This is a genomic window from Gaoshiqia hydrogeniformans (assembly GCF_049347105.1).
Classification (GTDB): Bacteria; Bacteroidota; Bacteroidia; order Bacteroidales; family Prolixibacteraceae; genus Gaoshiqia; species Gaoshiqia hydrogeniformans.
The window spans coordinates 4,132,999-4,157,029 of the sequence record NZ_CP186334.1 but is presented as its reverse complement, the minus strand read 5'-3'; the positions used below and the strand labels follow the sequence as shown (position 1 = coordinate 4,157,029).

General features: G+C 42.2%; 20 protein-coding genes. All 20 read right to left on the bottom strand.

The window, feature by feature from the left end:
* Window positions 1-101: 101 nt before the first annotated feature.
* The 20 genes from ACOIT5_RS16485 to ACOIT5_RS16390 all read right to left on the bottom strand — a co-directional run bounded on the left by ACOIT5_RS16485 (window position 102) and on the right by ACOIT5_RS16390 (window position 24,028).
* Window positions 102-1,289 (bottom strand): OmpA family protein, encoded by a 1,188-nt coding sequence (locus tag ACOIT5_RS16485; protein ID WP_423127255.1) that lies wholly within the window; start codon window positions 1,287-1,289, stop codon window positions 102-104.
* 23 nt (window positions 1,290-1,312) lie between these two features.
* Window positions 1,313-1,696 carry a BT0820 family HAD-type phosphatase gene (locus ACOIT5_RS16480; RefSeq protein ID WP_423127254.1) on the bottom strand — a complete coding sequence of 128 codons (384 nt, stop codon included), beginning with the start codon at window positions 1,694-1,696 and terminating at the stop codon, window positions 1,313-1,315.
* Between the two features lie 53 nt (window positions 1,697-1,749).
* Entirely contained in the window at window positions 1,750-2,313 is a 564-nt protein-coding gene (locus ACOIT5_RS16475) for a dTDP-4-dehydrorhamnose 3,5-epimerase family protein (RefSeq protein WP_423127253.1), read from the bottom strand.
* Between the two features lie 41 nt (window positions 2,314-2,354).
* The gene (locus ACOIT5_RS16470) at window positions 2,355-3,182 is read right to left on the bottom strand and encodes a hypothetical protein (RefSeq protein ID WP_423127252.1); all 828 of its coding nucleotides are present in this window, start codon (window positions 3,180-3,182) and stop codon (window positions 2,355-2,357) included.
* Window positions 3,183-3,240: 58 nt separating this feature from the next.
* A complete protein-coding gene (locus ACOIT5_RS16465) occupies window positions 3,241-3,843 on the bottom strand; it encodes a hypothetical protein (RefSeq protein WP_423127251.1) in 603 nt (200 codons plus the stop codon).
* A gap of 17 nt (window positions 3,844-3,860) precedes the next feature.
* Window positions 3,861-6,227, bottom strand: coding sequence for an exopolysaccharide transport family protein (locus tag ACOIT5_RS16460; RefSeq protein ID WP_423127250.1), 2,367 nt, complete (start codon window positions 6,225-6,227; stop codon window positions 3,861-3,863).
* Window positions 6,228-6,263: 36 nt separating this feature from the next.
* Window positions 6,264-7,058, bottom strand: coding sequence for a polysaccharide biosynthesis/export family protein (locus tag ACOIT5_RS16455; RefSeq protein WP_423127249.1), 795 nt, complete (start codon window positions 7,056-7,058; stop codon window positions 6,264-6,266).
* Between the two features lie 39 nt (window positions 7,059-7,097).
* Window positions 7,098-9,014: a polysaccharide biosynthesis protein gene (locus ACOIT5_RS16450; protein WP_423127248.1), complete on the bottom strand. Its 1,917-nt coding sequence runs from the start codon at window positions 9,012-9,014 to the stop codon at window positions 7,098-7,100.
* A 71-nt stretch (window positions 9,015-9,085) separates the two neighbouring features.
* On the bottom strand, window positions 9,086-9,478 hold the full coding sequence (locus ACOIT5_RS16445) for a WbuC family cupin fold metalloprotein (protein ID WP_423127247.1): 393 nt from the start codon (window positions 9,476-9,478) through the stop codon (window positions 9,086-9,088).
* Between the two features lie 1,840 nt (window positions 9,479-11,318).
* Window positions 11,319-12,293 carry an MraY family glycosyltransferase gene (locus tag ACOIT5_RS16440; RefSeq protein WP_423127246.1) on the bottom strand — a complete coding sequence of 325 codons (975 nt, stop codon included), beginning with the start codon at window positions 12,291-12,293 and terminating at the stop codon, window positions 11,319-11,321.
* Between the two features lie 310 nt (window positions 12,294-12,603).
* Window positions 12,604-13,548 carry an NAD-dependent epimerase/dehydratase family protein gene (locus ACOIT5_RS16435; RefSeq protein ID WP_423127245.1) on the bottom strand — a complete coding sequence of 315 codons (945 nt, stop codon included), beginning with the start codon at window positions 13,546-13,548 and terminating at the stop codon, window positions 12,604-12,606.
* A gap of 196 nt (window positions 13,549-13,744) precedes the next feature.
* Window positions 13,745-14,671 (bottom strand): hypothetical protein, encoded by a 927-nt coding sequence (locus ACOIT5_RS16430; RefSeq protein WP_423127244.1) that lies wholly within the window; start codon window positions 14,669-14,671, stop codon window positions 13,745-13,747.
* 1 nt (window position 14,672) lies between these two features.
* Complete coding sequence (locus tag ACOIT5_RS16425) at window positions 14,673-15,713, bottom strand: Gfo/Idh/MocA family protein (protein WP_423127243.1); 1,041 nt, start codon at window positions 15,711-15,713, stop codon at window positions 14,673-14,675.
* Complete coding sequence (locus ACOIT5_RS16420; RefSeq protein ID WP_423127242.1) at window positions 15,706-16,815, bottom strand: DUF1972 domain-containing protein; 1,110 nt, start codon at window positions 16,813-16,815, stop codon at window positions 15,706-15,708. The genes ACOIT5_RS16425 and ACOIT5_RS16420 overlap by 8 nt, the downstream gene beginning before the upstream one ends.
* Entirely contained in the window at window positions 16,812-17,750 is a 939-nt protein-coding gene (locus tag ACOIT5_RS16415; protein WP_423127241.1) for an SDR family oxidoreductase, read from the bottom strand. Before ACOIT5_RS16415 ends, ACOIT5_RS16420 begins: the two co-directional genes overlap by 4 nt.
* Window positions 17,751-17,891: 141 nt before the next feature.
* A complete protein-coding gene (locus ACOIT5_RS16410; protein WP_423127240.1) occupies window positions 17,892-19,100 on the bottom strand; it encodes a glycosyltransferase in 1,209 nt (402 codons plus the stop codon).
* Between the two features lie 276 nt (window positions 19,101-19,376).
* A complete protein-coding gene (locus ACOIT5_RS16405) occupies window positions 19,377-20,615 on the bottom strand; it encodes a polysaccharide pyruvyl transferase family protein (RefSeq protein WP_423127239.1) in 1,239 nt (412 codons plus the stop codon).
* Between the two features lie 17 nt (window positions 20,616-20,632).
* Window positions 20,633-21,592, bottom strand: coding sequence for a nitroreductase family protein (locus tag ACOIT5_RS16400; protein WP_423127238.1), 960 nt, complete (start codon window positions 21,590-21,592; stop codon window positions 20,633-20,635).
* A 49-nt stretch (window positions 21,593-21,641) separates the two neighbouring features.
* Entirely contained in the window at window positions 21,642-22,883 is a 1,242-nt protein-coding gene (locus tag ACOIT5_RS16395; protein ID WP_423127237.1) for an O-antigen ligase family protein, read from the bottom strand.
* Between the two features lie 5 nt (window positions 22,884-22,888).
* Window positions 22,889-24,028, bottom strand: coding sequence for a polysaccharide pyruvyl transferase family protein (locus ACOIT5_RS16390; RefSeq protein ID WP_423127236.1), 1,140 nt, complete (start codon window positions 24,026-24,028; stop codon window positions 22,889-22,891).
* Between the last annotated feature and the right edge of the window lie 3 nt (window positions 24,029-24,031).

Sequence of the window (24,031 nt, the reverse complement as noted above, 5' to 3'; positions counted from 1 at the left end):
AAAAAGATAAGGTGTTTTTGAATGATACAAATATTAATCCCCAAACCTCAACTTTTCGGATTGATCCAAGTCGGGGTTTGAGGATTGCCAAACAGAAGCAATTATTTCACCACAAAACTAACTCTCCGTGCCAACTGACGGGCTTGTGAAGAATCTTTGTTCACGCTGGTATCTTCGCCTTTACCTACCGCGTTCAATCTTGAACCGTCGATTCCTGCTTCAACCAGTACTTTCACGGCTGCATCGGCACGTCGTTGCGAAAGCTTCTGGTTGTAATCTTCCGGCCCAACTTCATCAGCATAACCCAGAACATCCAGTTTTGCTCCCGGGTTCTTTTGCAGGTATATGCGGATAAATCCTAAAGTTGATGCATTTGTGCTTTTAACAACGCTGCTGTTGAAGTCGAAATAAATATTCGCGTAGCCGTCGTTCACCAGTTTCTTTACAAATTCGTCGTAGTTACCGGTTCCCTGTTCTTTATCGCCCAATGCGGCAACTCTCTTGCTCAGCTCTTCAACATCGCCCTGTGTTTTGGCCAGATCCCTGGCTTTGGCCGATTCGTCTTCAACGGCTTTCACCCGGGAATCCAATGCCGAAACCCGCAAATTAAGCGCATTGTATTTCTCATCGCCACGCAGGTACCAGTCGGCGTGGGTTTTGTTTTTACCCAGGTAGATTGAAAGACCCACCGTTCCGTTAAAAACAGCACCCAGGTTTTTACTATTTCCGGATCCGTTACCATTAAATGAATTATTCTGACGGATGTTAAAAAAGGCGCTTCCATCGAGGTTCAGGGCAACGCGGGGTGATAATTTCACCTGGGCAGTCAGACCGCCAATCACATTACCCACATAGTCATCGACATCGGAAGCCAGATCATAATCCATCTTTCCAACACCGAAACCTCCGTGCGCCAGCAAGTTAAATGTTTTGGTCCAGTTCTCGAACTGCAAAACGCGACCAACATTCATTACACCTTGTAAATCCAGACGGTATTCACTCGTTTGGAAATCAAGGCTGTTCTTCGCTTCGGTAAACTGGTTGTAACCAAACCCGAATTTCAGACCAAAAAATTCGTTAATCATGTAGCGTAATCCTATTTCTGTTGCCAAAAAATCAGGTGTCGCTGCATAATAACCTGCGTCAAAATTGCGATACGGCTTGGTTAAACCAATACCGGCATCGATCGACCATTGATTAAAAACGGTCCCGGCTGGCGTCCCGCTTTGGGCAAAGCCCTCCAGGGTCATCAATCCGGCAATTACCAGAAAAACAAACTTCTTTTTCATTACGTTAACTTTTAAGCGGTGAATTAATAATCAAAAGATCCCTCCTTGAGTTTGTGGTAAATTTCGCCCCATGATGGTATCCCGCCATAGTTCCGGTCGTCAATATAAATATCAGCCACTATTTTCCGGCTTAAATTTTCGCCGAAGATTTCCTCCGGATAATTTTTATTCACGGCAAAAAATTCAAGACCTCTTTCATGACAGAATTTTATTGCTTCCTCCAATTCTTTGCCATACCTCGAAGTCCAAAGAATCAGACGGAACCCATCATTCTGAAGCATTTTCAATGTTTGTACTGCAAAGGGAACCTCCTTCCCTATTTTTGGATATTTATGTTCGACAATCGTACCGTCAAAGTCGACGGCAACAATCGTTTTTCGTGCTTTATTTCCTCCTGATGTATACATGGTTATCCATTTATTTCATTCATCCTCCCCTCACAAGGATGTCTTGCATGCATCTATAAAAAGTCTTTATAATAAAAATCGTTCACATCCAAAAGAAAAGGATAATGTTTATCGGCCTCAGCCAGTACGATGTATTTTTCCGGTACCCTCCAGTTAATATTCACCCAGGGATCATTCCAACAAAAACCTCTTTTCCCGATGTTTGAACCGATATTGTCGCTTTTAATCATGATAAAGGCCGATTTGCTCAGGACAATATAACCAAGCGCAAACCCTTTCGGCACCAATAGCTGATAATGGTCCTGCCCGGTTAGGATGACGGAAACATACTGTCCGTAGGTTGGCGCCCCGATCCGGATGTCAACAGCGACCTGCAGTACCATTCCTTTCAGCACGCTAACCAGTTGCAGTTGCGTATAGGGTGGTTTCTGATAAGCCGGACCGGTTAACACGCCAAACTTATAATACTGGATGGTATCGAGCATAAAGGTGGTATCGCCGATAAACCCGGAAAAGTTTAGCGCTGAGAACAATTCAATCGTATATCCCTGACCGGTTGTGACAACCGGTGGCTGGATGATCAGAATTTCCGGGATATGTGTTCTGATAAGTTTCATCTTTCCGGACATTTACCATTCAGAGGACGATTCCTGCAGTCCTATTCCGTTTTTTCGGGCGCCAAAAGAATCTCATCCGTGAGGTCTACGATTTCCAACGCATCCTTGCTTAACAAATCTTGTCGTTCAGAAACAGATAAACATTCGAGAGCATCGGATTCTGACATTCCGTTCCGTATTTTCTCCTGAATTCCAGCTGGCATCAACTGTTTTTTCAAACGAACTCCTGAAACACAATAGGCCAACACGCCCCCGGTTGAACCGTCGATATGATAACCAACCTCTTTTTTCCATTTTATATTAAAATCGGCTTCCACTTCGGCATCAAGATATTTCACATCGGCATCTATTTGGAATCCAACCGTACCTCCCTGGCTCCCGCTAAACTGAAGATAATATTTATCGGCATATACCAGTCCCCTGACAACATATACCTTGGACGAGATCTGGCCGTTAACATAGCGTTCCAACAGTTCCTGCCTGAACGAGATGAAGTTCTTAATACTCTGTTGCCTCATCCCCTGGATTTTAAGGAACATCTGGTCATCAGAGGAAAACTGAACAACAATCCCGGCTTCGTCTAATTTAAAGTACTCCGAAAGAATCGCCTCTCCCCGGAATTTTGCGGTGAGTTTTACACCGGAGTCTGAAGTTACATTCTTACTGGTCTTTTTCCCTTCTACGATTTCCGTATTAACCGGGTCAAATACCGAACTGTCAAGGATTGGAAGAATGTCATGTTTCGATAATAAAATATCGCCTATCGACAGTGTGCTGTCTCCTGTCATTAACGGGATATAGTTTCTCCCGTAAAGTTTGCCCACCTGCTTTTTTAAAAGCTTGGCCTGTTTTCTGTTCAATCCGCTCATCTCATTTAGTTTTATTGGTTTATCAATTCGAAAAATCTATTTACCGGGCCCTTAAAGATCAGGCAATCAAGGCCGCGTTAATCTCAAAATCAGATTTACCCGGGAATTCCATGAGTTCCGGCTGAATTTTTTCAACCAGTTTCTGAATTTGAGCATCGCTGCTGTAATACATTAATGAAGGATATCCCATCGGGTTATGAATCCGCAGGAGGTTATGCTGTTCATCCTTGATATAAAAGGGAAGGATACCTATTATTGAATCCTTATCAGGACAAATACCTGTTAACTGAAAAACCAGCTTTTCATACCGATGAAACAACAATTGTTTCATAAAGTCTATTCTGGCAAGGAACAGCCTCTTATCAATAAAATGCAATTGAATCACCAAATGAGTCTCTCCGTGTTGAAAATCGACAAAAGAGACCTGGTAAGGAAGTCCCGCTTCGTCAGAAAAATCATATTCGGCCGAAATATTAAATTTCAGGCGTTGCCGGGAAATCTCCTTCTGGTTAGCCCCCAGCTTAATGCCGTAAGGACAAAACTCTTCGTCCATAATTACTTTTTGCCCTTCCATCCAGGAATGATTGATCAGGTCGCCCACGCGCCCGAATGCTTTTTTTAACAACATTGGATAAATTGAATCAGTCAGGATTGATTTCATGTTTATTTTTTTTCTGCTTATTCTTCAAAATAGCCGCTTCCGGAGTTGTATGCTTTCCGGTAATATCCGCCATAGCGATAGGCATAACTTCCGTATACCTGGGGGTCCACATCGTTGATGACAAGCCCGACATTGGGCATGCCGTTCTTTTCGACAATCTGGTTGAGCAAATCGATCAAATTCCGGTCGCTGTACCTTTGCCGTACCACAAACAGGTTGATGGTCGTATGTTTTTTCACAATCGCCGCATCGGTCACCAGGGTAATCGGCGAATTATCGATGATGATGGTGTCATATCTCCCTTTCAGCTCTCCGATCAGTTTTCCAAATTCTTCTGTTCCGAGCAACTCGGCCGGATTGGGAGGAATCAGCCCGGCCGGGATCGAATCGAGATTGGGGATTTTTGTTTTCCTGATGATTTCGTCGATCGTGTGGTTTCCGATCAGATAGGTGCTCAATCCCCTTTTGTGCTCAATATCCAGGTAGCTATGTAAGGTTGGTTTGCGCATATCGGCCCCGATCAGAATCACTTTTTTATTATTCATCGCCATAATAGCCGCCAGGTTGACCGCAACAAACGTTTTTCCCTCGTTAGGCACCAATGAGTGAATCCCGATAACATTTCCATCACTTTTATGGTTCATATAATCCAGGCTGGTTCGTAGTTCGCGTACCGATTCGGCCAGTACCGACCGGGGATGCTCTGCCACCGGAATTTTTTCATTAAACGGATTGTGCATAATATCGGCTACAATGGGTATCGAGGTTAACTTTTTCAAGTCCTCGCGGCTGTGGATGGTTTCATCGAAATAATCGCGCACCACAATGATCAGAAGCGGTATGATCAGCCCCAGGAAGAGCCCCAGGAACAGGTTGACCAGTGTACGGGGACCTTTCCGTTTCATCGTCGCCTCCCGGGCCGGATCCAAAATATTCACATCGGGGATGTTGGAAGCTTTTGTAATTTCGGCTTCGGCCCGTTTTTGTAACAGGAAGGTATACAGCTCATTGTTCAGGTCGTACATGCGTTTGATGTTGATCAGGTCCTGTTCGGTTTTCGGGTAATCCTGCAATTGCCGGTTAACTTCGTCAATTTCCCGCTTCATCACCTCCAGTTCCTGCCGGGTATTAAAAACCAGGTTATTCAGATTCTCGTTCAGGCTTTTACGGGTATATTCCAACTCGCGGTCGATCACCTGGATTCCGGGATTCTTCTCGTGAAGACTATATGACAACGCTTCCTTTTTACTGTATAATTCACTCAGGCGAACCACCAGGTTATTCAATCCCGCATCGGTAATACCGACAACCGAAGGAAACACCATTTCTTTTATCTTATCGGCGTGGTTCATGTAGTTTTTCAGGTTCTCGTAATACTCGAGCTGCATTTCGGCCAGCGACCTTTTCGAGTCGAGTTCAACTAATTTGGTGACCACCAGCGAGGCCTTCTGCCCCAGGTCAAACACCTTTTTATCGGCCCGGTAACTCGAAAAGTGATCTCCGGTAACCTTTAGGGTGTCGACAATAGCCAGTAGTTGCCGCTCGATGAAATGGATGGTATTTTCAGAGATTTGATTCTTTTCTTTCAGTCCGTAACGGATATATACATCGGCTAGTTCGTTTAAAAAGCTGATCTCTTTTTTGGGATTATTGCCAACCACCTGCAGGTTGATCAGATCGGCATTTTTGCTTACCCGCCCTATCTCCACCTTTTGCATGTAGCTTAAAGCCAGGTCATCCAATTTATTCACAACAAAATAATAGTTCCCGTCGGCCGGCACCCCAAATTTTTTGAGCGTAAACGAGAAATAGTAGTTTTCAAATTTTTTCCCGTATTCTCCCTGCTCTTCAAAATCAATCTGAAACGTCTCCCCGTCAATCACCACCTCCGAGTCAACCCTGATCAAAAAATGAATCGAGTCAACCGGGTTAATGTATACCGGAACATCTTTCAGGTTCATCGAACCCGATTCAAGCGTTAGTTCGTAGGGTTCTTTGCCATACAGGTTCTCATCGGCAAACAGTTTATCGCGGTACCAGAAAACATGCCAGCCCAGGTTTTCAACCACTTGACGGTTAATGGTGAACGACGACAGGATCCCGATATGGTTATCGAGCTTTACATCCGACTTCATCTGGAAATTATCAAATAAATTATCCAGGCTGATCCCGTCCATTTTTTTCTCTTTTACCAGCAACTGGCTGTTCACAACAAAACTGGCCGGAGTATATTTGTTGTAAATGAAAGCCGTTATGAGCCCAATCAGGGCTGCTCCGACAAACCAGTGCCAGTAATGAAGCAGTTTAAACAGAAATTCTTTCAGATTGACTGTTTCTTCTTCATTTTTGGTCAGTAGTTTTAATAATTCATCGTTATGATCCATCTCTCATGTATAAATATGACTTATTCTTCGTGTTTGCTATTCTCCAATGTATTTCAGGATGACAATAAAGGTGGAAACCGTTGACAGCATCAAGGCATATAAGGATGCATTCAGGCGGGTATTTTTGTACTTGTCGGGTTTCACGTAAACCACGTCGTTCGGTTGCAGGTAATAAGCCTGAGAAGCCAGCAACGATTTATCGGTCAGATCGACCGGGATGGCATACGAACGCCGGTCGTCTGTTTCGCGGATGACGATGACTTTCCGCAGGCTCGAATAGTCGGTTGTACCATTGGCCTGACTGATCGCTTCCAAAAGTGTGCAAGAGTTATGGTAACTGTAATAAACACCGGGCCGGGCCACTTCGCCCATGACGGTGAACTTATAACTGAGTAATTTGACCGTCACCGTCGCCTCCTTAAAATATTCATTCACCCGTTCCATCAATAGCTCTTTCGCCTGGCTCAAGGTTTTTCCTTTCACAAAAATTTCGCCGATGATCGGCATTTCAATATTTCCGTCTTCATCCACCTGGTAACCGCTCAGGTACTGGGCGCTCAGCGTGCCATACTGCTGGGTAACGCCCGCAGCATAACCGGTACCGGCCGAAGGATTAAAGAGCTGATTTACTTCAGGATTCAGCGAGGTTACCTGGATATACAGGTTATCGTTGGTACGTAACTTATACTCGTTGGTCGAAAACGGGACTCCCCGCAACACTTCCCCCCGGGGAAGGTTCTGTAAATACATCAATTCCTTATTTGACTTGCATGAAAAAAGCAGCAGCATTGACAACAGCGCGAATACGGCTTTCTGAACATTGTTTTTCATCTGTTTTCTGTATTTATGTTTCTAATAAATTTGTCAGCGTTACGCGGTCACTTCGTCGTATTTGCTGTATTTCGAATTTTGGGAGATGAACTCCGGCACCAGGGCCTTCATCCGGATTACCAGGTCGGCTTCCGATTCATTCCGTATCGCGCCCAGTAATTCGTCAATCATCAGATTCACCACGCCAAAGTTGTGTTCCCGCACCTGTGCCACCTTTATTTTCGGATGATGCGTCGGGATGGTATTTTCTTCGTCGGCCAATAATTCTTCATACAATTTTTCTCCCGGTCTCAGCCCGGTAAAAAGAATCGGAATATCTTCCACCGGTTTCAGGCCGGCCAGGGAAATCATCTTTACGGCCAAATCATAAATTTTGACGGGCTCGCCCATATCAAACACGTAAATCTCGCCTCCATGTCCCATAAAGCCGGCTTCGAGTACTAACTGACAGGCCTCGGGAATCGTCATAAAATAGCGGATAATATCGGGGTGGGTCACCGTAACCGGACCTCCTTCTTCAATTTGCCTGCGAAACAGGGGTACGACAGAACCATTTGAACCCAACACGTTTCCAAACCGGGTGGTAATAAACTGGGTACTTTTATGCCGCGCCTGGGTTAATGCCTGGATGTAGATCTCACAAATCCGTTTGGAAGCCCCCATCACATTGGTGGGGTTCACCGCTTTATCGGTCGAGATCATGACAAATTTTTTCACGCCAAACTTCACGGATAAATCGGCCAGCAACCTAGTACCTCCTACGTTTACCCGGAGGGCTTCGTAGGGTGAGTCTTCCATCAGCGGCACATGTTTGTAGGCCGCAGCGTTAAACACATATTGCGGCCGGTATTTTTCAAACAGAGATTGCATCCGGTACAGATCGGTAATGCTTGCTACAATCACGCTAAACCTGTCCGATGAAAAACGTTTCAGTAATTCATTCTGTAAATCGTAAAGAGGAGATTCAGCCTGATCGACAAAAACCGCGTGATTGACGTCAAACGCCATCAACTGCCGGGCTATTTCCGAACCGATTGATCCGGCTGCCCCGGTTACCAAAACAACAGCGCCTTTCAGTCCGTCGGCCACCTGGCTCTGGTTCAGCCAAATCGGGTCGCGTCCCAAAAGATCTTCGATATTGGGTTCGCGCAATTGACGGGAATTAAACCGCCCGTCAATCCAGTCTTTTACCGGCGGAATTTCGCGTACCCTTACCCCCTGTTTTAAACAGCGGTCGAACAGGGCTTTTTTTCGTTCCAGGATAATTTTGTGAGGCGTAACGGCCAATATCAGCTCTTTCACCTCTTTAATCCGCACCACTTTCCCGAAAGCTTCTTCTTCGGAGTAGATTGGTTTTCCTGCGAGGCGTTTCCCGACCAGGGTTTTATTGTCATCAATAAACCCGACAACATTGATCTTTGAAACCCGGTCGTTTTCAATCACTCCCAGCGTAATTTGCCCCATGCTTCCAGCACCGAAGATTAATACCGGTTTTAAGTGATCTCGCTGATCCATAAAAGCATGGTAAACCACCCTGATCACTAATCTGGACCCCATCAGTAAAACTGTGGAGATGGCGGTATGAATGACCAGTACCGAACCCGACAGGCTCCATGCTTTCGACATCCCCATGAACCGGCTCATCACCGCGAGCAGGAATAAAGCCACCATAGCCAGGCTGATCGTGGTAAATAAACGAACAGCATCTTCGATAGATGAATGCCTGATAATCCCCCTGTACGAGCCGCTCCATAAAAAAGCCATCAGATACACCGGAGAGATCACCGCCAGGGCCTGCATAAACACCTGTCCAAAAGCAAGCTGGTCAAAATCAAAATTATAGCGTAACAGATACGCCAAAGGAAATCCGGTAACAATAATGCCCATGTCTGCCAGCAGGATCATCTTCCTGGGCAGATTATACATCTTTAATCTACTAATTATCAAGCTGATCATAGTTCTCAAATTTTTACCGCATGGATAATTCGGGTTTGTCGGGCAAGACTTTCCTTGCCTAAACGTATGATTTAGAGCAGATCTTCGGGTCCCAGGGGAACATAGGGACCTTCTTTCACTTCAAAAATGACCGTCCCGGGGCTGATCACCTCCAGCGAGTGCCACTGCCACGCGGGGATCTGGATACCAAAGCATCCCTGAGCCGGATTTATGACGGCCGACTCCAGTTCAGTCCCTTCCTCATCATAAAAAATCGCCCGGATGCAACCCCGGAGTAAAATATAGGTTTCGTCGGTGTGACGGTGACGGTGAACCGGAATCACCGTTCCCGGCTCCAGCGCGTTTAGCAAACGCTGAACAGGCGCTTCGGGCGAGTAGTGAAAGTTATGGTTCATCCGAAGCCGCGGGCTTTCTTTCGCCCGGTCAGATACGCTATTCAAAAGCGAAGATTCAATCAGTTGCATGTTATATTATACGTTAACACATTTGAAAAACCGGTGATGCCTTTCTTCCTGCAGCGGCCTACGGGAATTTTGAAACCGGAAAACAAGGGAAGCGAATCCGGGCCTGGACCGGTTGCCATGCGGCATGAGCGGGTGGCGCGGTTTGTAACCGCGCATTCAACAATCGCCGGTTAAAAACCGGCCTTCCCGGGTTCGGGCTGTCTATTGCTTTGCACTTTCATCGGCCTGTTTTTTTCTTATATTTTTTGTCCTTTGGCCGGACGGGCCCTTCCTTTTTCAATCGATAAAAAGGAAGCAAAAATCTTGTCAAAACGAACCCTCGCCCGGGCGTTTTGACGGCCTGCCCGCCACTTCGGGATACTTTGTCTGAATCTAAAAACAGCGGTGTTTCCCTTGTCCCTTATCCAAATTTCTGCTTCTTTGATGAGCTGTCGTTTCTGTGGCCTACGGCGATTTTGACCCTGGAAAACAAGGGAAAGGAATCCGGGCCTGGACCGGTTGCCAAGCGGCATGAGCGGGTGGCGTGGTTTGTAACCGCGCATTCAACAATCGCCGGTTAAAAACCGGCCTTTCCGGGTTCGGGCTGTCTATTGCTTTGCACTTTCATCGGCCTGTTTTTTTCTTATATTTTTTGTCCTTTGGCCGGACGGGCCCTTCCTTTTTCAGTCGATAAAAAGGAAGCAAAAATCTTGTCAAAACGAACCCTCGCCCGGGCGTTTTGACGGCCTGCCTGCCGCTTCGGGATACTTTGTCTGAATCTAAAAACAGCGGTGTTTCCCTTGTCCCTTATCCAAATTTCTGCTTCTTTGATGAGCTGTCGTTTCTGTGGCCTACGGCGATTTTGACCCTGGAAAACAAGGGAAGCGAATCCGGGCCTGGACCGGTTGCCAAGCGGCATGAGCGGGTGGCGCGGTTAGTAACCGCGCATTCAACAATCGCCGGTTAAAAACCGGCCTTTCCGGGTTCGGGCTGTCTATTGCTTTGCTCTTTCATCGGCCTGTTTTTTTCTTATATTTTTTGTCCTTTGGCCGGACGGGCCCTTCCTTTTTCAGTCGATAAAAAGGAAGCAAAAATCTTGTCAAAACGAACCCTCGCCCGGGCGTATTGACGGCCTGCCCGCCGCTTCGGGATACTTTGTCTGAATCTAAAAACAGCGGTGTTTCCCTTGTCCCTTATCCAAATTTCTGCTTCTTTGATGAGCTGTCGTTTCTGAGGCCTACGGCGATTTTGACCATGGAAAACAAGGGAAGCGAATCCGGGCAGGGACCGGTTGCCATGCGGCATGAGCGGGTGGCGCGGTTTGTAACCGCGCATTCAACAATCGCCGGTTAAAAACCGGCCTTTCCGGGTTCGGGCTGTCTATTGCTTTGCACTTTCATCGGCCTGTTTTTTTCTTATATTTTTTGTCCTTTGGCCGGACGGGCCCTTCCTTTTTCAGTCGATAAAAAGGAAGCAAAAATCTTGTCAAAACGAACCCTCGCCCGGGCGTTTTGACGGCCTGCCTGCCGCTTCGGGATACTTTGTCTGAATCTAAAAACAGCGGTGTTTCCCTTGTCCCTTATCCAAATTTCTGCTTCTTTGATGAGCTGTCGTTTCTGTGGCCTACGGCGATTTTGACCATGGAAAACAAGGGAAGCGAATCCGGGCAAGGACTGGTTGCCATGCGGCATGAGCGGGTGGCGCGGTTTGTAACCGCGCATTCAACAATCGCCGGTTAAAAACCGGCCTTTCCGGGTTCGGGCTGTCTATTGCTTTGCACTTTCATCGGCCTGTTTTTTTCTTATATTTTTTGTCCTTTGGCCGGACGGGGCACTACTTTCCTAATTCAGATTAATCAGGGTCAGGATGGCAGATCCTGACCGACGCGGGCATGGAGATAAAAGAATTTATTTATAAAGAGCATATAGATCATCGCCAGCAACAACACGGCTCCAAGCGCGTAATGCCACCGGAAAGCAGGTGAAACCAGCAAAAAAACGCCGTTCACCACAAACTGCAAACTCATGTAAACAACTGCAACCGTCAGGTGGGGAACTTTTAACTCATTCGCCATAATCTGATAAGCATGTTTACGATGCGCCTGAAAGATATTTTCCCGTAAAATCAGGCGGTGAATGATGGTCGCCACACTGTCGACCCCGTAAACAACCAGGAAAATGATATAGGTCGGATCGGCGGTTTCCCGGATCAGTATGCCCATGAAAAACAGTACCAGGAAAGCCAGGCTTACCGAACCCACATCTCCGGCAAAACAAAGCGCTTTCTTTCTGAAATTAAATACGTTAAATACCAAAACGGCAAGTGTCACCGTATTAAGCAAAGCCGGATCGGCAAACCGGATATGTTGTTCGTTGAGCCAGATTAGCGTCAGAAGCAAGACCAGGCTGTAGCCTCCCGTCATGCCGTTAATCCCATCCATGAAATTATAGGCATTGATGATACCCACACAAAACACCAAAGCCACAAGCAGCAGCCACCAGGAAAATCCTTGAAATATCCCCCATTCGGCAAAAAGCATCAGGATGGCCGTAAAGTGAAACAATAATCGAAGCCGGTTGGCCACCGGACGGATATCGTCGGCCAGACTAATCCCGGCAATCAGGCTCGTGCCAACCCATAGCCACTGATAAGGAAACCCAAACCAAAGGCTGTAAATCAGGACCGCGAAATAAAAAACAATCCCGCCCCCCCGCCGGGTGATCCGGCTGTGCGAACTGCGCAGGTTGGGCTGATCGATAATATGAAAACGATCGGCAATCCGGAACCAGACCAGCTCAACAATCAGCAGCATGAAGGCAAACAGAAGATAAATCATGACGAGTAGTAAGTAGTAAGTTATGAGTTATGAGGAGCTTGTTCTTTGCGTTAAAAGTGCCTGAGTACCAAAGTGCCAAAGTCCCGGAGTAAAACTGCGACTGTCCTTCTGTTCTTCAGTAATCAGTGATCGGTAGTCGGTAATCAGTAATCCCCGGCTGGCGCAAATTTACAATTTATGCCTTTGCCGTATTGGGCAAATTCAGTCGAAAGCCGGACAAGTCATTTTTTTTTTTGCTTTCGCTAGCTAGGCTCGATTTGCAAAACCGCGCCAGCGGGGGGAGTATTCGCGAAGCGGCGGCGAAGTGGTTTTAAGCCTCTTCGAAGCTCTTCAGTGTTTCGGTCAGGCCATCGCGCGCGGGTACAGGCATCTTTGCTATGCCCAGCGCCTGTTTGATGCGGGCATTACTCACCACATAGTTTTCGGTGAGCTTGCGCAGGCGGGCAGGATTTAGCGGAAAATGCAACCACCCTCCCACTCGCGCCAAACCGCCAAGCATCCATTTGGGCAAATGCCATATCTTAGCCTTCTGCCCTTGCGATTGGGCGATTAGTCTGATGAGTTCGTTGGTTGAAAGCGGTTCGTCATCCGCTACCTGGTAAACGCCTGCCTGAATGGGTTCGTTCACCAACCGGCCGATCACGTAAGCCAGGTTGCCTATCGACAGAAAGGAACGCTCATTGGCGTACACACCCAATGGCCAGGGAAGGTTCATACTCACCAGTTGATACAACAAGTTCAGGTTACCTTTGTTACCCGGACCGTGAATCATGCAGGGCCGAAGAATATACACCGATTGACCTGATTCCTGACCGGGCCAATGCTCCCGGATATAGTACTCGGCCAGCAGCTTGCTTTCGCCGTAAGGTCCCAAAGGAGCGGGAACTGCTTCTTCAGTTAACACCGGTCCCTTCACCGAATCGGCGACAGCTTTCACCGAACTGAAAAAAATAAACTTTTTCGCTGACGAAGTCCGGAAATAATCGTAAATCTTACGGGTCAAACCGGTGTTCACCTCAAAGTACACCTGCGATTCAGACTTGTTTTTCGTGTCATGAGCTTTACCAGCCAGGTGAATGATCACATCCACCGCTGGTAAAGCATCATCTTCCAGGTTAGCCCAATCGTATGTTTTGCTTACGCCCTCTTTTTCGGGAGCAAGCAGATCGAGTCCGTAAAGGGTATGTCCGGTCATCAAGGCTTTGGTCAGGTTCGTACCAACAAAACCGTGAATACCGGTGATCAGTATTTTCATTGATGAGTTATTGAGTTTGATTTATCTGGCTGGCGTCGATTTGTTAGCTGCACCTTCTTCATTGAGGATCTTAAATCCCCGGCTAACAAGGCCGGGATTGCAAATCCCGACCAGCGCAGAGTTTTGTTTACTTCGGCTGCTACCGGAGTCAGGTTTCATGATTGAAAATGAAGCATCGGTGTTTATCTGATTTAGATCATATGCGATCAGGAACATCCTGAGAAACATGTAATGCAGACTCACCTGTGAGTTTAATTAAGCTGATTGTTTCCTGAATATTCTTTTCTGAAGATGCTCCAAATACAACTGATTGAAGGTTTAACGAATTGATAAATTCGTAAGCGTCAGTTGCACGAACAGCGCCTGATGCCAGTGTCGACATCGCCATTAATTGGTACTTTGAAGGATCGTTATTCTGAATGGTATCGATGTAAGTCGGAATGTCTGGTGACATCAGATAACCAATTTTGTTAATGGAACTGCATATCACGATTTCATCAATGCCCCATTCTTCAAGTTTTACTTTTAAATGAGGTAGATTTTGTGTAATGAGCCCAGGCAACGCATTGTACTTTTTCCGAACATAACTGCAATACTCATAAAAAACCTCTTTTATTCCATAACCTAACAGGAGATCTACGATGATATTCTGTAAAAAAACAACCTTGATGTTTAGTCCTTTAAATATTTTAACTTCCAGGTCAACAAGCATTTTCATTAATTCAATGGCATCTTTATTAAATACTGCCATACCGCCTTTGGCCACCATACCCAACACGCCCAAAGCAGAGTTATTTTTGAACAGGATATCGTTAATTGCCGGAAATATTCCTTTTTCATTGACCATGTTGGCGTATTTATGCGGATACGGAATAGAGGGATACCAACTCAAATGACCATACTTTGACTTATTATCGCGGAAATAGTCACATATTTCTTTAGCCCGGTCATTACTGTTTAACATGACTGCATTAATCCCGTGCTTAAATGCAAGGTCATAAACTTTAAAGATATTTTCTGTTTGAAAGAACCTTTCAGCCAGCTGCTGGGCTTTTTCCTGCGACATGTGGTTAATGCCAAAGAACTGGTTATCTCCAAAAACAATTTGATCTATTTTCTCCATATCAGGCCGGAATTAAATGGGACTTGGCATCTTCAAACAATTCATGCATTATTTTCTGGGAGTGGTAACCATCCGAGAATGTACAGATCTTTTCGTGGGTTTTTCCCAGAATGCTGTCAGCAAAGTGATATAGCTGACGGGTAAATTCGTTTCCTCTGACATAAAAGGGAACAGGTGTGAAAATATCGGTGATATAAATACTATTCCACCCTTTCTTATATCCGGTTGCAGCATCATCTGTATTTAGAAATACTTTCAATCCGTGCTGATCGGCCAGTATTTTCCCTTTTTCTCCGAATATTTCCAACTTATTAGCTGGTTTCCGGAAACTGGTATCGCACCAGTTCACGTATAAGGTGCCTGAACATCCGTTGTTATAGATAAAAGTGGATGAAACAATATCTTCCACGTGTTTTGAGTAAAGTTGGTTCATGCTGGTTCCTGTAATTTGATCGGGAGAACCAAAAAGATAATCTACCAGGTCGATGGCATGAGCTGCTATTTCATAAACGGCCCCCCCTCCGTTTTCACGGTATGAACGCCAGCTTTCGGTTTCTTCTTTTTTCGTAACGGTACAGCTAAACATTTCAGATTTAAAGCGGACTACTTTTCCAACCAAACCGTTTGTGATGTATTTTTTCACAGTCATAAACACATCGTTAAACCTATTGACATATCCTACCTGGTTAACCAAGCCTTTGGCTTCAAACTTTTCTTTTAGTTCCCGGGCCTGTTCTGCATCTGTTGTAAAAGGTTTTTCTGCAAAAACATGGATACCATGCTGACAGGCATAATTACAAACTTCAAAATGCAAGTTTGGAGGCGTACATACAATCACTGCATCAGGTCTTGACAAATCAATCAAGTCTTTATAATCTTTAAACACCTGAACAGCAGGAACATATTTAACTAATAGATCCAGGGTCATTTTCGAGGTATCCGCCACTGATACGACTTCAACCTGGGGATGAGTATTGATAATTGAATAATGGGTAATCCCCATTCTTCCCATACCGATAATCCCAATTTTAATTTTATCCATAGGTTTCTATACATTTCTTATATAAATCAACTATTCTTTCCCATGTGTACCTGCGGGAAGCAATCTCGAACAGATCATCTCCCAGTTTTTTTGTATTCGGGGTATCCAGCATTGCGACGATTTCTATCAATGATTTCGCATCTTTAAAATAAAGCGACTTCTCTTCGGTAGTGGCCCTGTTTGTTGGAACATCAAAACAAATAACAGGAAGTTTTAATGACATTGCTTCGGCTAATGATGGAGCAGTGCCACATAATGAATGTGTATGCAGGTAAACTTTACAATTACCTCGGATCGTATTTAACACCTTTAAGTCATAAATCGCATCCAGTAATATGATATTATGGTATTTGTTGAGGTATTTGCTTTTTAAATTTTTCCCATACTCAGAGATGTGCCAGTTCGAAATAATAACTACTGTTCGTTGAGGGATTGTTTTATATGCATCAATGACCAAGTGAATATTCATATCCTCCTGGGCACGGGATACAGTCAAATCATAGTCATCAGTTAAAAAAGGGTACTTCTCAGTGACTCCATTTGACAAAGGTTCATATACTGCATGATTTCCTCCATATTCGGCCAAAACCGGGATTACGCGATATTGATGTATCACATAATCGTATAATACCTGATTATCTGTGATGATTTGATCAGAAGAACGTACACAAATCCATTCAAACCATTTTTTCACAATGATTTCCAGCTTTCCGGTCAATTTGCTTCCTCTGACTTTTTGCCATTCAATGCCACCAATATTAAAAATGATCTTTTTCCCAAATATAAATTTCAGGGGAAAAGCGAACACGCCTGAAAAACCCAATATCACCAGTACATCATGTTTGAATAATGAATCTATAATTGAAAAAGCATCATAAATCATCGACTGCCAGCCATTAGCCTTAAAAGGAAGGTAGATCAGTTTTGTATTTAAATATTTTTTCAGGCGGTTAGAACGGGGAGTTTTTGCGCAATAACAACAGAGATCATATTCTTCGTTAAGGTAACGGGCCAGGTATTCCGTTAAAGTTTCAAATCCTCCGTAACGGGCAGGAATACCATTGGTTCCAATTAGAGATACCTTTTTCTTTTCCGAGATCATTCCTGATATTGCTTAACTGTATCTTTTCTGATAGTGCCATCAAGGTATCCCTGATAATAGTGCTGGATGTACTCTTTTAAAGCCACTCTCCAATCGCGCATTAGATTAGCTTCCCGAATTACAAGTTTCCGGTTGGTAAGCCTTTCGCAAGGAGGTCTTTCGGCAAAATAAATGTCTTTGAAATAATCACTGGTCACTACATTGATTTTAACCTGATCTGTCAAATTCAGGATCTTCAATAATTCTTCTGTTACTTCCAGCCGACTTGTTTGTCCACCGCAAACCATATTATACAGACCCCAATATTCTTTTTTAATCAGGTATTTTACGTTATTTGCGAAGTCGTGCGTATAGGTCGGCGTGCCATCTTTATCATTCACAATGAATAATTCCCGCCTGCCATCCTTCAACTGTTTCATCAGTTTCTGGATAAACTTTTTATCCTTTCCGGGGCCTGAACCCATCATCCAACCGGCACGGCACACCAGGTAACGCCTGGCATTTTCAATCACGAAACGTTCACCCATGTACTTCGAGCGCGCATATACCCCCAACGGGTTGGGAAGATCCCAATCGTCGTAAAGCGCCTTTTTCCCGTCAAATATCCCGGCCGTACTGATATATAATAAAGGTATATCCAGTTCATTCGAAATATATACGGCATTCTCAACCGCCATGGTGTTTGTGCGGTAAGTTTCATCCGCATTTTGTTCACAAAACTCCAGGTCGGTATAAGCGCCCAGATGAAATAAATAATCAGGTTTAAACGCCTGAACATCGTTCCGATAAGCCTCCAAATCCCTGAAATCGAGCAGCGAAAGCCATGCTTCGTTCACATCTTTGTCGGTACATTTTAACTCATATTCATCTTTAAACCTGGCATAAAAAGCCTCGCCCAGCATACCCCCGCAGCCGGCCATGTAAATTCGTTTCATTTTATATCAGTTGAAATTATTCTCTAGAACTTCTAGCTTTTAGCAGATATATTTCTCCTTGGCTCATGCAACCTTCCAGGTTAATTCAATCTGTTGATCAATCTGATCACAGCAAGGAGAAGAGCTTAATTAATTTCGTTTCTATCGTCTTTTATAAATTGAAATTAACCGGTCATAATGCAAAGCCGGGCTAAAATATGTATCGGCAAATTGTCTGGCATTTTCAGACATAATCCGATATTGTTCCGGTGACATTCTTCTTGCAGATTCTAAAATCTCTTTTAACTGGTTTATATTTCCATGCTCAAAAAGAAAACCCGTTCTTCCATGTTCAATGATTTCTGGAATACCTCCGATACGTGAACCAATAACCGGCTTACCATATGAATATGCTTCAAGGATGGTCATGGGATTATTCTCATAACATTCTGACGGAACTACAATAAAAGAAGCCATCTTCACGAGATTCCAAAGTTCATCTCCACTTTTGTAACCGAAGAACTTAATGTTATGAGAACTTGAATCTTTATATTTTCTAAATAACGGCCCCTCACCTACGATTTTTAAAGAAATATCAGTTCCCGTTGCCGCGTTTACAAGAGAATGAATACCTTTCTCCCTTGAAAGGCGTCCATAAAAGAGAAAATAATCCCCGGGCACGTTAATCGGTTCGATTTTCTCAAGAACTGGTACGAAATTATAGAGAACCTCCCCTTTTTGCTTATACCCTGGATTAAATGATGTATGTTTATCTTTTGTGAAATTGCTGACAAATATAAATTGATCAATATATTTCAACGGGATAACCATATACTTTCTAAAATAAGCATCGAGCGATAATGCAAAACTTTGAAATAAATTATTTTCAGAACAACGCCTTATCGAACAACGTAAATAAAACTGATCTTTACACGCTTCGCAAATGTTATTTTTACCATCCAAGAATAAATAAGCCGGACAAATAAGCCTGTAATCATGCACTGTTACAACAACAGGAATCTTTTTCGTTCTCAATGCTTTCAGGATAGCCGTAGAAAGTCCACCCAAAAATAAATGAATGTGAACGACATCCGGCTCTATCTTGCTAATATAATTAAGAAGATTCAAGCCTGCATCTCTATTATAAACAAACCGTGGTATTGCTTTAATTTTTTCTATAACAGATAGTTCCCTATAATTTAAGGAGGATGCAAAATATTCTGAATACTCATATGGTTCATTGCCTGCTTGATTCGTGCTAAAGAAAAACACCTCATGCCCATATTGTTTCAATAGTTGAGCCGTATTAAAATACACAACGTCTGCTCCGCCACGCCGATAATGACAATTATTGATTAATAGAATTTTCATAATGAGAAAAACGCTTTTTTAGCCATGCGACTCTTCAATTTATATATCATGATTACTAGTGATGCGTTAACTTTTAAAACATTTGGTCAATTAATTGAAATACAATAACATACACGAGTTTATTGATTTTTTGATTTGAAATAGTATTTAGTGTTGACATTATTTCTTGATTATCTTTTGATGCTCAAATAACTATTAAAGAGCAAATTAAGAACATGTATTTCATTAATTAAACAGATTATTCAAACACTAAATTTTTAACGCATCAGTACTATATCATGATAAAGAATTAAGTAACTCCAATGCACTTAAAAGATTTTGTCTATTATTGGCAATTTCATTTTCTAAATGAGTATGCCAATAATCCCGATGATTCCACATTTTGTCAAACATCTCAAGCATCATCGAATATTCAAAGTCCTCAATATCCAATGAGTAATCAGATAAGCCAATGCTGCTCATATACTCTCTCAGTTTGAATAAATAGTTTACAGAAATGGTCGGGACAAACGCGCCTGTTGATAATATACAGGCATGCATACGGGTTGTTATATTTATTTCAGATGCACTCAGAAGACTTTTAAACTCATATGGACTAAGCAACTGATCCACAATGTCGACATTCTCTTTGACATCTATTTTATCATAAATGTCAAGCGCCACGCTTAAATCATCTCCTTGTCCTCCATGAACCGGGTAGTTGGTCGGGAACAATGTAATATGAACATCATATTGTTGCACCAGGGTATCAATTAACCTGACCATTTCCCTGACGTAGGATTCATAATTACTGTATGGAGTTTCATACTTATTTGCCACATAAATCCATTTCATTACAGAAATTCCCACTATCGGTTTACCAAATTTCCGTATTAATCGATCTTTCCGGTCTTCCCATTTTTGAAAAACGGCAACATCACAGGTATTGATTAATTTTGTATTAAACCCCTCAGTCAATTGTTTAGTTATATTGTATGATTCAATATCTCTTGTATAAATTAAATCAATATCTTTAGCCACAAATTTGAAAACCGCCTTAGTGCCCGTATAAATAAAGGGGCCAATTGTAGAAGGGAATAGTACAATCTTCTTTTTAAATTTTTTAATAAGTTTGTATGTATACTCTGAAAAAAAAGCTGTTTGAATGTACTTATCATTTATTCTTTCGGCCCCAATACTTATCACCAAATCGGCCCATAAATAATCGTTTATTCTTTTATTGAAAAATAAACGGGACATCCGGACAGGAAGCACATATACAAACAACATCCAATTTAATGTGCAGATAACCCACCAAAGCTGATAAAACCTGTTCCGCAAGAAAGGATATTTGAACACATCCTGGACAACCTCTACGCCGTAACGTTCTCTAAATGCATCCGGGTAATGCGCCATTAATTTGATTTCGGCTTCAGGAAACATTCTTTCCAACAGCCATATCGAATTCTCAACCAATGCGCACGAACCTATATTCGAATCAGTATAAGCATCTATAATCAAAATTTTACTCTTCATTGAAAAGGGATTAATATTTATTCAACCACGGAGAATAATTCTCCTATATTTTTTCGGTGGGAAGCCGGCACCTTAAACGTATCTTCAACATTTCCAATTGCAACCAATGCAATTACCTTTTCCCCATTCGACAGACCAATTATCCTTTTTATCTTATTATCTTCTCTAAAATTTAATGACCAATGTAAAGGGCAGGATGCTATTCGTTCATAATGAAGAGCTAAAAGCAAACTATGTAAAAATATACCCCCGTCAATAAAATGCTGGTTTCGCTCACCTGATGTAAAAAAATAACTTCTGCTCGAGGTAACCACCAATAACTGGTATATGAGTTCAGCTGTCGCATTAATTCCTTTCTGAATTTTTAGAATCTCGGATATTGCAATTTTATTTTGAACCAGATATACTTTTGATGATTGGCGATTACAGGCTGAAGGACAATATTTAGCCAGATTAACTGCGTTTTCAACTTTACCGACATCAACCGGAATTGAACTGAAATTACGAATACTGTGCCTGGATTTAGAAAAATTTATGTAGTCAAACCTCACCCCCTCAAAATAACTCTTTCCATCAATCACCATTGAACCGCCAACAGTTGAATCAGAATACCGCTTTATTTCCTGATAATCTGCATCTTTAAAAAATTCAGATATATCATATTTTGCATTTGCGTGAAACAAATAGTACTTAGCCAAAACCGAACATGCTGCAACAAACTGGGAATAATGAATATTGTAATTATTTTTTACATAGTATTTTATCATTCGGATTAATACTTTAATCTTCTCCTGACCAAAACCGTATTTAGTAACTGGCATCGAAAGACCCTTTTCAATGGAGTGGTAGTTATAAGTAATTAACGCCCCCATTGTCTTCTCTCTGTATCGGAATACGAGACCTGAATGCATTGTATAGACAACAAAGTCAATGATCTCATTTACAAACAAGGCCAATAGCCCTCTAATTTTTCTCATGTAATTATTCATCTATTTTTCATATTCTCGTGGATCACTAATCGTCTGTTCATTTTTTTAAATTCATGCTCTCCTTTAGCCTGCTTATCAAAATGAAAGCTCGTTTGGTGTAGTTTGAATTCTGATTCATGATACCAACCCAATATCCCAAAAAAATAAAAAGCCAAATCGTATTTTTATTCATTGTCGACATGGTGTAGATATTAGACATAAAGAATAATACCCAGGAAAAAAGTAAACTTTTTGCAATTAAGTTAAATCTGAAAGAACGTCCTATTTCCTTGAGTATCGTAAAATGGATCAGTACAAATAAGAAAATGCCGATGAGCCCAAAATCAAACAGGATTTCAATCCAATCACTATGTGCAAAAGATAAATCCATATAGTGGGTGCTTAAAAAATCAGGAACCTCAAAAAATCCAAAACCAAAAATATGAACAACGATATCTGCCTGAGCGTAATAATTAAACAGTAAACCCCAGAACTCGAATCGTCCATGTCCAAGAGAGGTCTCAGGTGAAGACAAATCATCAAACCGTTCCAGAAACTGAGGATAAAACTGAGAAGCCAGGTAATAAACCCCTATTAACGTAATTGGTATAATTAAAAAAAAACCAATCTTTTTTTTAACTGAAGTTTCAAAAATGATATTGGAAACGAAGATAGAAGCTAATAAAGCCAATATAGGGCCTCGTTTCATACTTAAAAACAAAATAAGAAATATTAAGACCAACCCAATTTTTGAAATTTTATCTGATTTCTTGAGCCACAAAAAAGGAATTAGCCATAGTAACAAATACGTATTTGAATTAGCTAATTCTCGTGTTTCCGCTGATCCAAATTCCAGTTGAAAATTACTTGTAACTAAAAGATAAAGAGACCTGGAACAAAGAAGTATTGATAAAATAAACGCCCATCGAAAAATCAGATCGTAACGTAGATTCGTGTTTAAAGCCAGGAAATAGAAAATAATGCCAAACAACGGCCAGATAATTAGTTTTGATAGAACCAGAACGGTTTCAAGGTTAAACCCATCACGATTGTAAAACAGAGCATAAAAAGAAGATAAAATAATCCACAAAAAAAGGGAAAGCGGAAATAATTTAAATTCAATCTTCTTCTTTGGCGAAAAAAGTAAAAATCCAATCAATATAAACAAACTAATTAATAAAATAATCTGGGGAACAACACGCCCGGTCGTATTACCTTCTATCGCCGGATAAAGCCAATCTAACAGGTGGCTAACGACAATCAAAATAAGAGCAATCTCTACAATTCTATCTGACTTCATCTCCATTACTTATTCAAAGTACTCCTTATATATGAATCAAGAGACTCCCGCAATTCACCTAGCTTAAGAGTTACTATATCCATACTGTATACCGCTGTAAGATCTGATACTGATTTCATTACAGTTTCCCCGGTTAAGGGTGCATCACTGTTCAATAACGCAATCTTTTCGTATCCGAAATAGGAAAACAAATTCGAATACTTTGAATGACCTTTATGACTTGAAAATAATTTATGTGAAAAACAGGCTACAACCGGAACCTTATTTTTAAAACAGAAAACAGAGTCGTGAAAGCGATGCGTTACTGCAAACTTAAAATACCTAAAAATGCCGGCATGCTCTAACGGCCCCATATCATTGATCAATTTATCAATTCCTTTTACGTAAGTTAGAGATGCAATTTTATACCCCCCCTGCTTTGCCATCTCAATAAATTCTATGACCCATTTCTCAACGGTTTTCACATGAAGAAAAACCCAGTTGTCCCGATCCAATCCTTTTCTTTTCGCATAGCGCTGAGCATGTGTATAATCAATATCATAAAGAAATGTAGGATCAGGAATAATTGAAGTAAATATCTTTTTTTCAGGAACAAGTTTGACAATTACATCAAAGGTGGCCTCGTCTCTGACTCCAAGTAAATTAAAATCACGAATATTATCTTTTAGCACATCAAGTGAGATTGAGTCTATATCATCAACATTTAATCCTCTTGCTGAGGCTGACAAAAAAAATTTCTTAGCTTTTATACTGTCACTCAACCAGAAATAAGGAACATTTCCTTTTGTATTATATGGTTGGAACTCCAATACAGTATCCGCCCCCACATATATTCTATCATAATGTTGTTTTATCACATAATCAGTTGCATCTACATAGTTCTTCGTCACCAGAGCCATTTCTGAATAACGCATTGAGTTTTTCAGATCCTTATATAGTCGGATTCTTCTAAAATCCAGAAGGATAGACTTGAGATTTGCATTTCTCAATGCCGGCCGGTATCTTTTTTTACTGACCCGTTGGACATTAATAAATTCGATATCATCATTTGGATAGAAAGTCTGTAATACCTGATATACAGACAAAGCCTGCATATTGACACCAAAGTTCAAAGTGCCAAAAAAAGTAAAAATCCCAATTTTCATATT

Coding starts and splice junctions, on each gene's coding strand:
- ACOIT5_RS16485 (WP_423127255.1), bottom strand. CDS start 1,289: ATGAAAAAGAAGTTTGTTTTTCTGGTAATTGCCGGATTGATGACCCTG.
- ACOIT5_RS16480 (WP_423127254.1), bottom strand. CDS start 1,696: ATGTATACATCAGGAGGAAATAAAGCACGAAAAACGATTGTTGCCGTC.
- ACOIT5_RS16475 (WP_423127253.1), bottom strand. CDS start 2,313: ATGAAACTTATCAGAACACATATCCCGGAAATTCTGATCATCCAGCCA.
- ACOIT5_RS16470 (WP_423127252.1), bottom strand. CDS start 3,182: ATGAGCGGATTGAACAGAAAACAGGCCAAGCTTTTAAAAAAGCAGGTG.
- ACOIT5_RS16465 (WP_423127251.1), bottom strand. CDS start 3,843: ATGAAATCAATCCTGACTGATTCAATTTATCCAATGTTGTTAAAAAAA.
- ACOIT5_RS16460 (WP_423127250.1), bottom strand. CDS start 6,227: ATGGATCATAACGATGAATTATTAAAACTACTGACCAAAAATGAAGAA.
- ACOIT5_RS16455 (WP_423127249.1), bottom strand. CDS start 7,058: ATGAAAAACAATGTTCAGAAAGCCGTATTCGCGCTGTTGTCAATGCTG.
- ACOIT5_RS16450 (WP_423127248.1), bottom strand. CDS start 9,014: ATGATCAGCTTGATAATTAGTAGATTAAAGATGTATAATCTGCCCAGG.
- ACOIT5_RS16445 (WP_423127247.1), bottom strand. CDS start 9,478: ATGCAACTGATTGAATCTTCGCTTTTGAATAGCGTATCTGACCGGGCG.
- ACOIT5_RS16440 (WP_423127246.1), bottom strand. CDS start 12,293: ATGATTTATCTTCTGTTTGCCTTCATGCTGCTGATTGTTGAGCTGGTC.
- ACOIT5_RS16435 (WP_423127245.1), bottom strand. CDS start 13,548: ATGAAAATACTGATCACCGGTATTCACGGTTTTGTTGGTACGAACCTG.
- ACOIT5_RS16430 (WP_423127244.1), bottom strand. CDS start 14,671: ATGGAGAAAATAGATCAAATTGTTTTTGGAGATAACCAGTTCTTTGGC.
- ACOIT5_RS16425 (WP_423127243.1), bottom strand. CDS start 15,713: ATGGATAAAATTAAAATTGGGATTATCGGTATGGGAAGAATGGGGATT.
- ACOIT5_RS16420 (WP_423127242.1), bottom strand. CDS start 16,815: ATGATCTCGGAAAAGAAAAAGGTATCTCTAATTGGAACCAATGGTATT.
- ACOIT5_RS16415 (WP_423127241.1), bottom strand. CDS start 17,750: ATGAAACGAATTTACATGGCCGGCTGCGGGGGTATGCTGGGCGAGGCT.
- ACOIT5_RS16410 (WP_423127240.1), bottom strand. CDS start 19,100: ATGAAAATTCTATTAATCAATAATTGTCATTATCGGCGTGGCGGAGCA.
- ACOIT5_RS16405 (WP_423127239.1), bottom strand. CDS start 20,615: ATGAAGAGTAAAATTTTGATTATAGATGCTTATACTGATTCGAATATA.
- ACOIT5_RS16400 (WP_423127238.1), bottom strand. CDS start 21,592: ATGAGAAAAATTAGAGGGCTATTGGCCTTGTTTGTAAATGAGATCATT.
- ACOIT5_RS16395 (WP_423127237.1), bottom strand. CDS start 22,883: ATGAAGTCAGATAGAATTGTAGAGATTGCTCTTATTTTGATTGTCGTT.
- ACOIT5_RS16390 (WP_423127236.1), bottom strand. CDS start 24,028: ATGAAAATTGGGATTTTTACTTTTTTTGGCACTTTGAACTTTGGTGTC.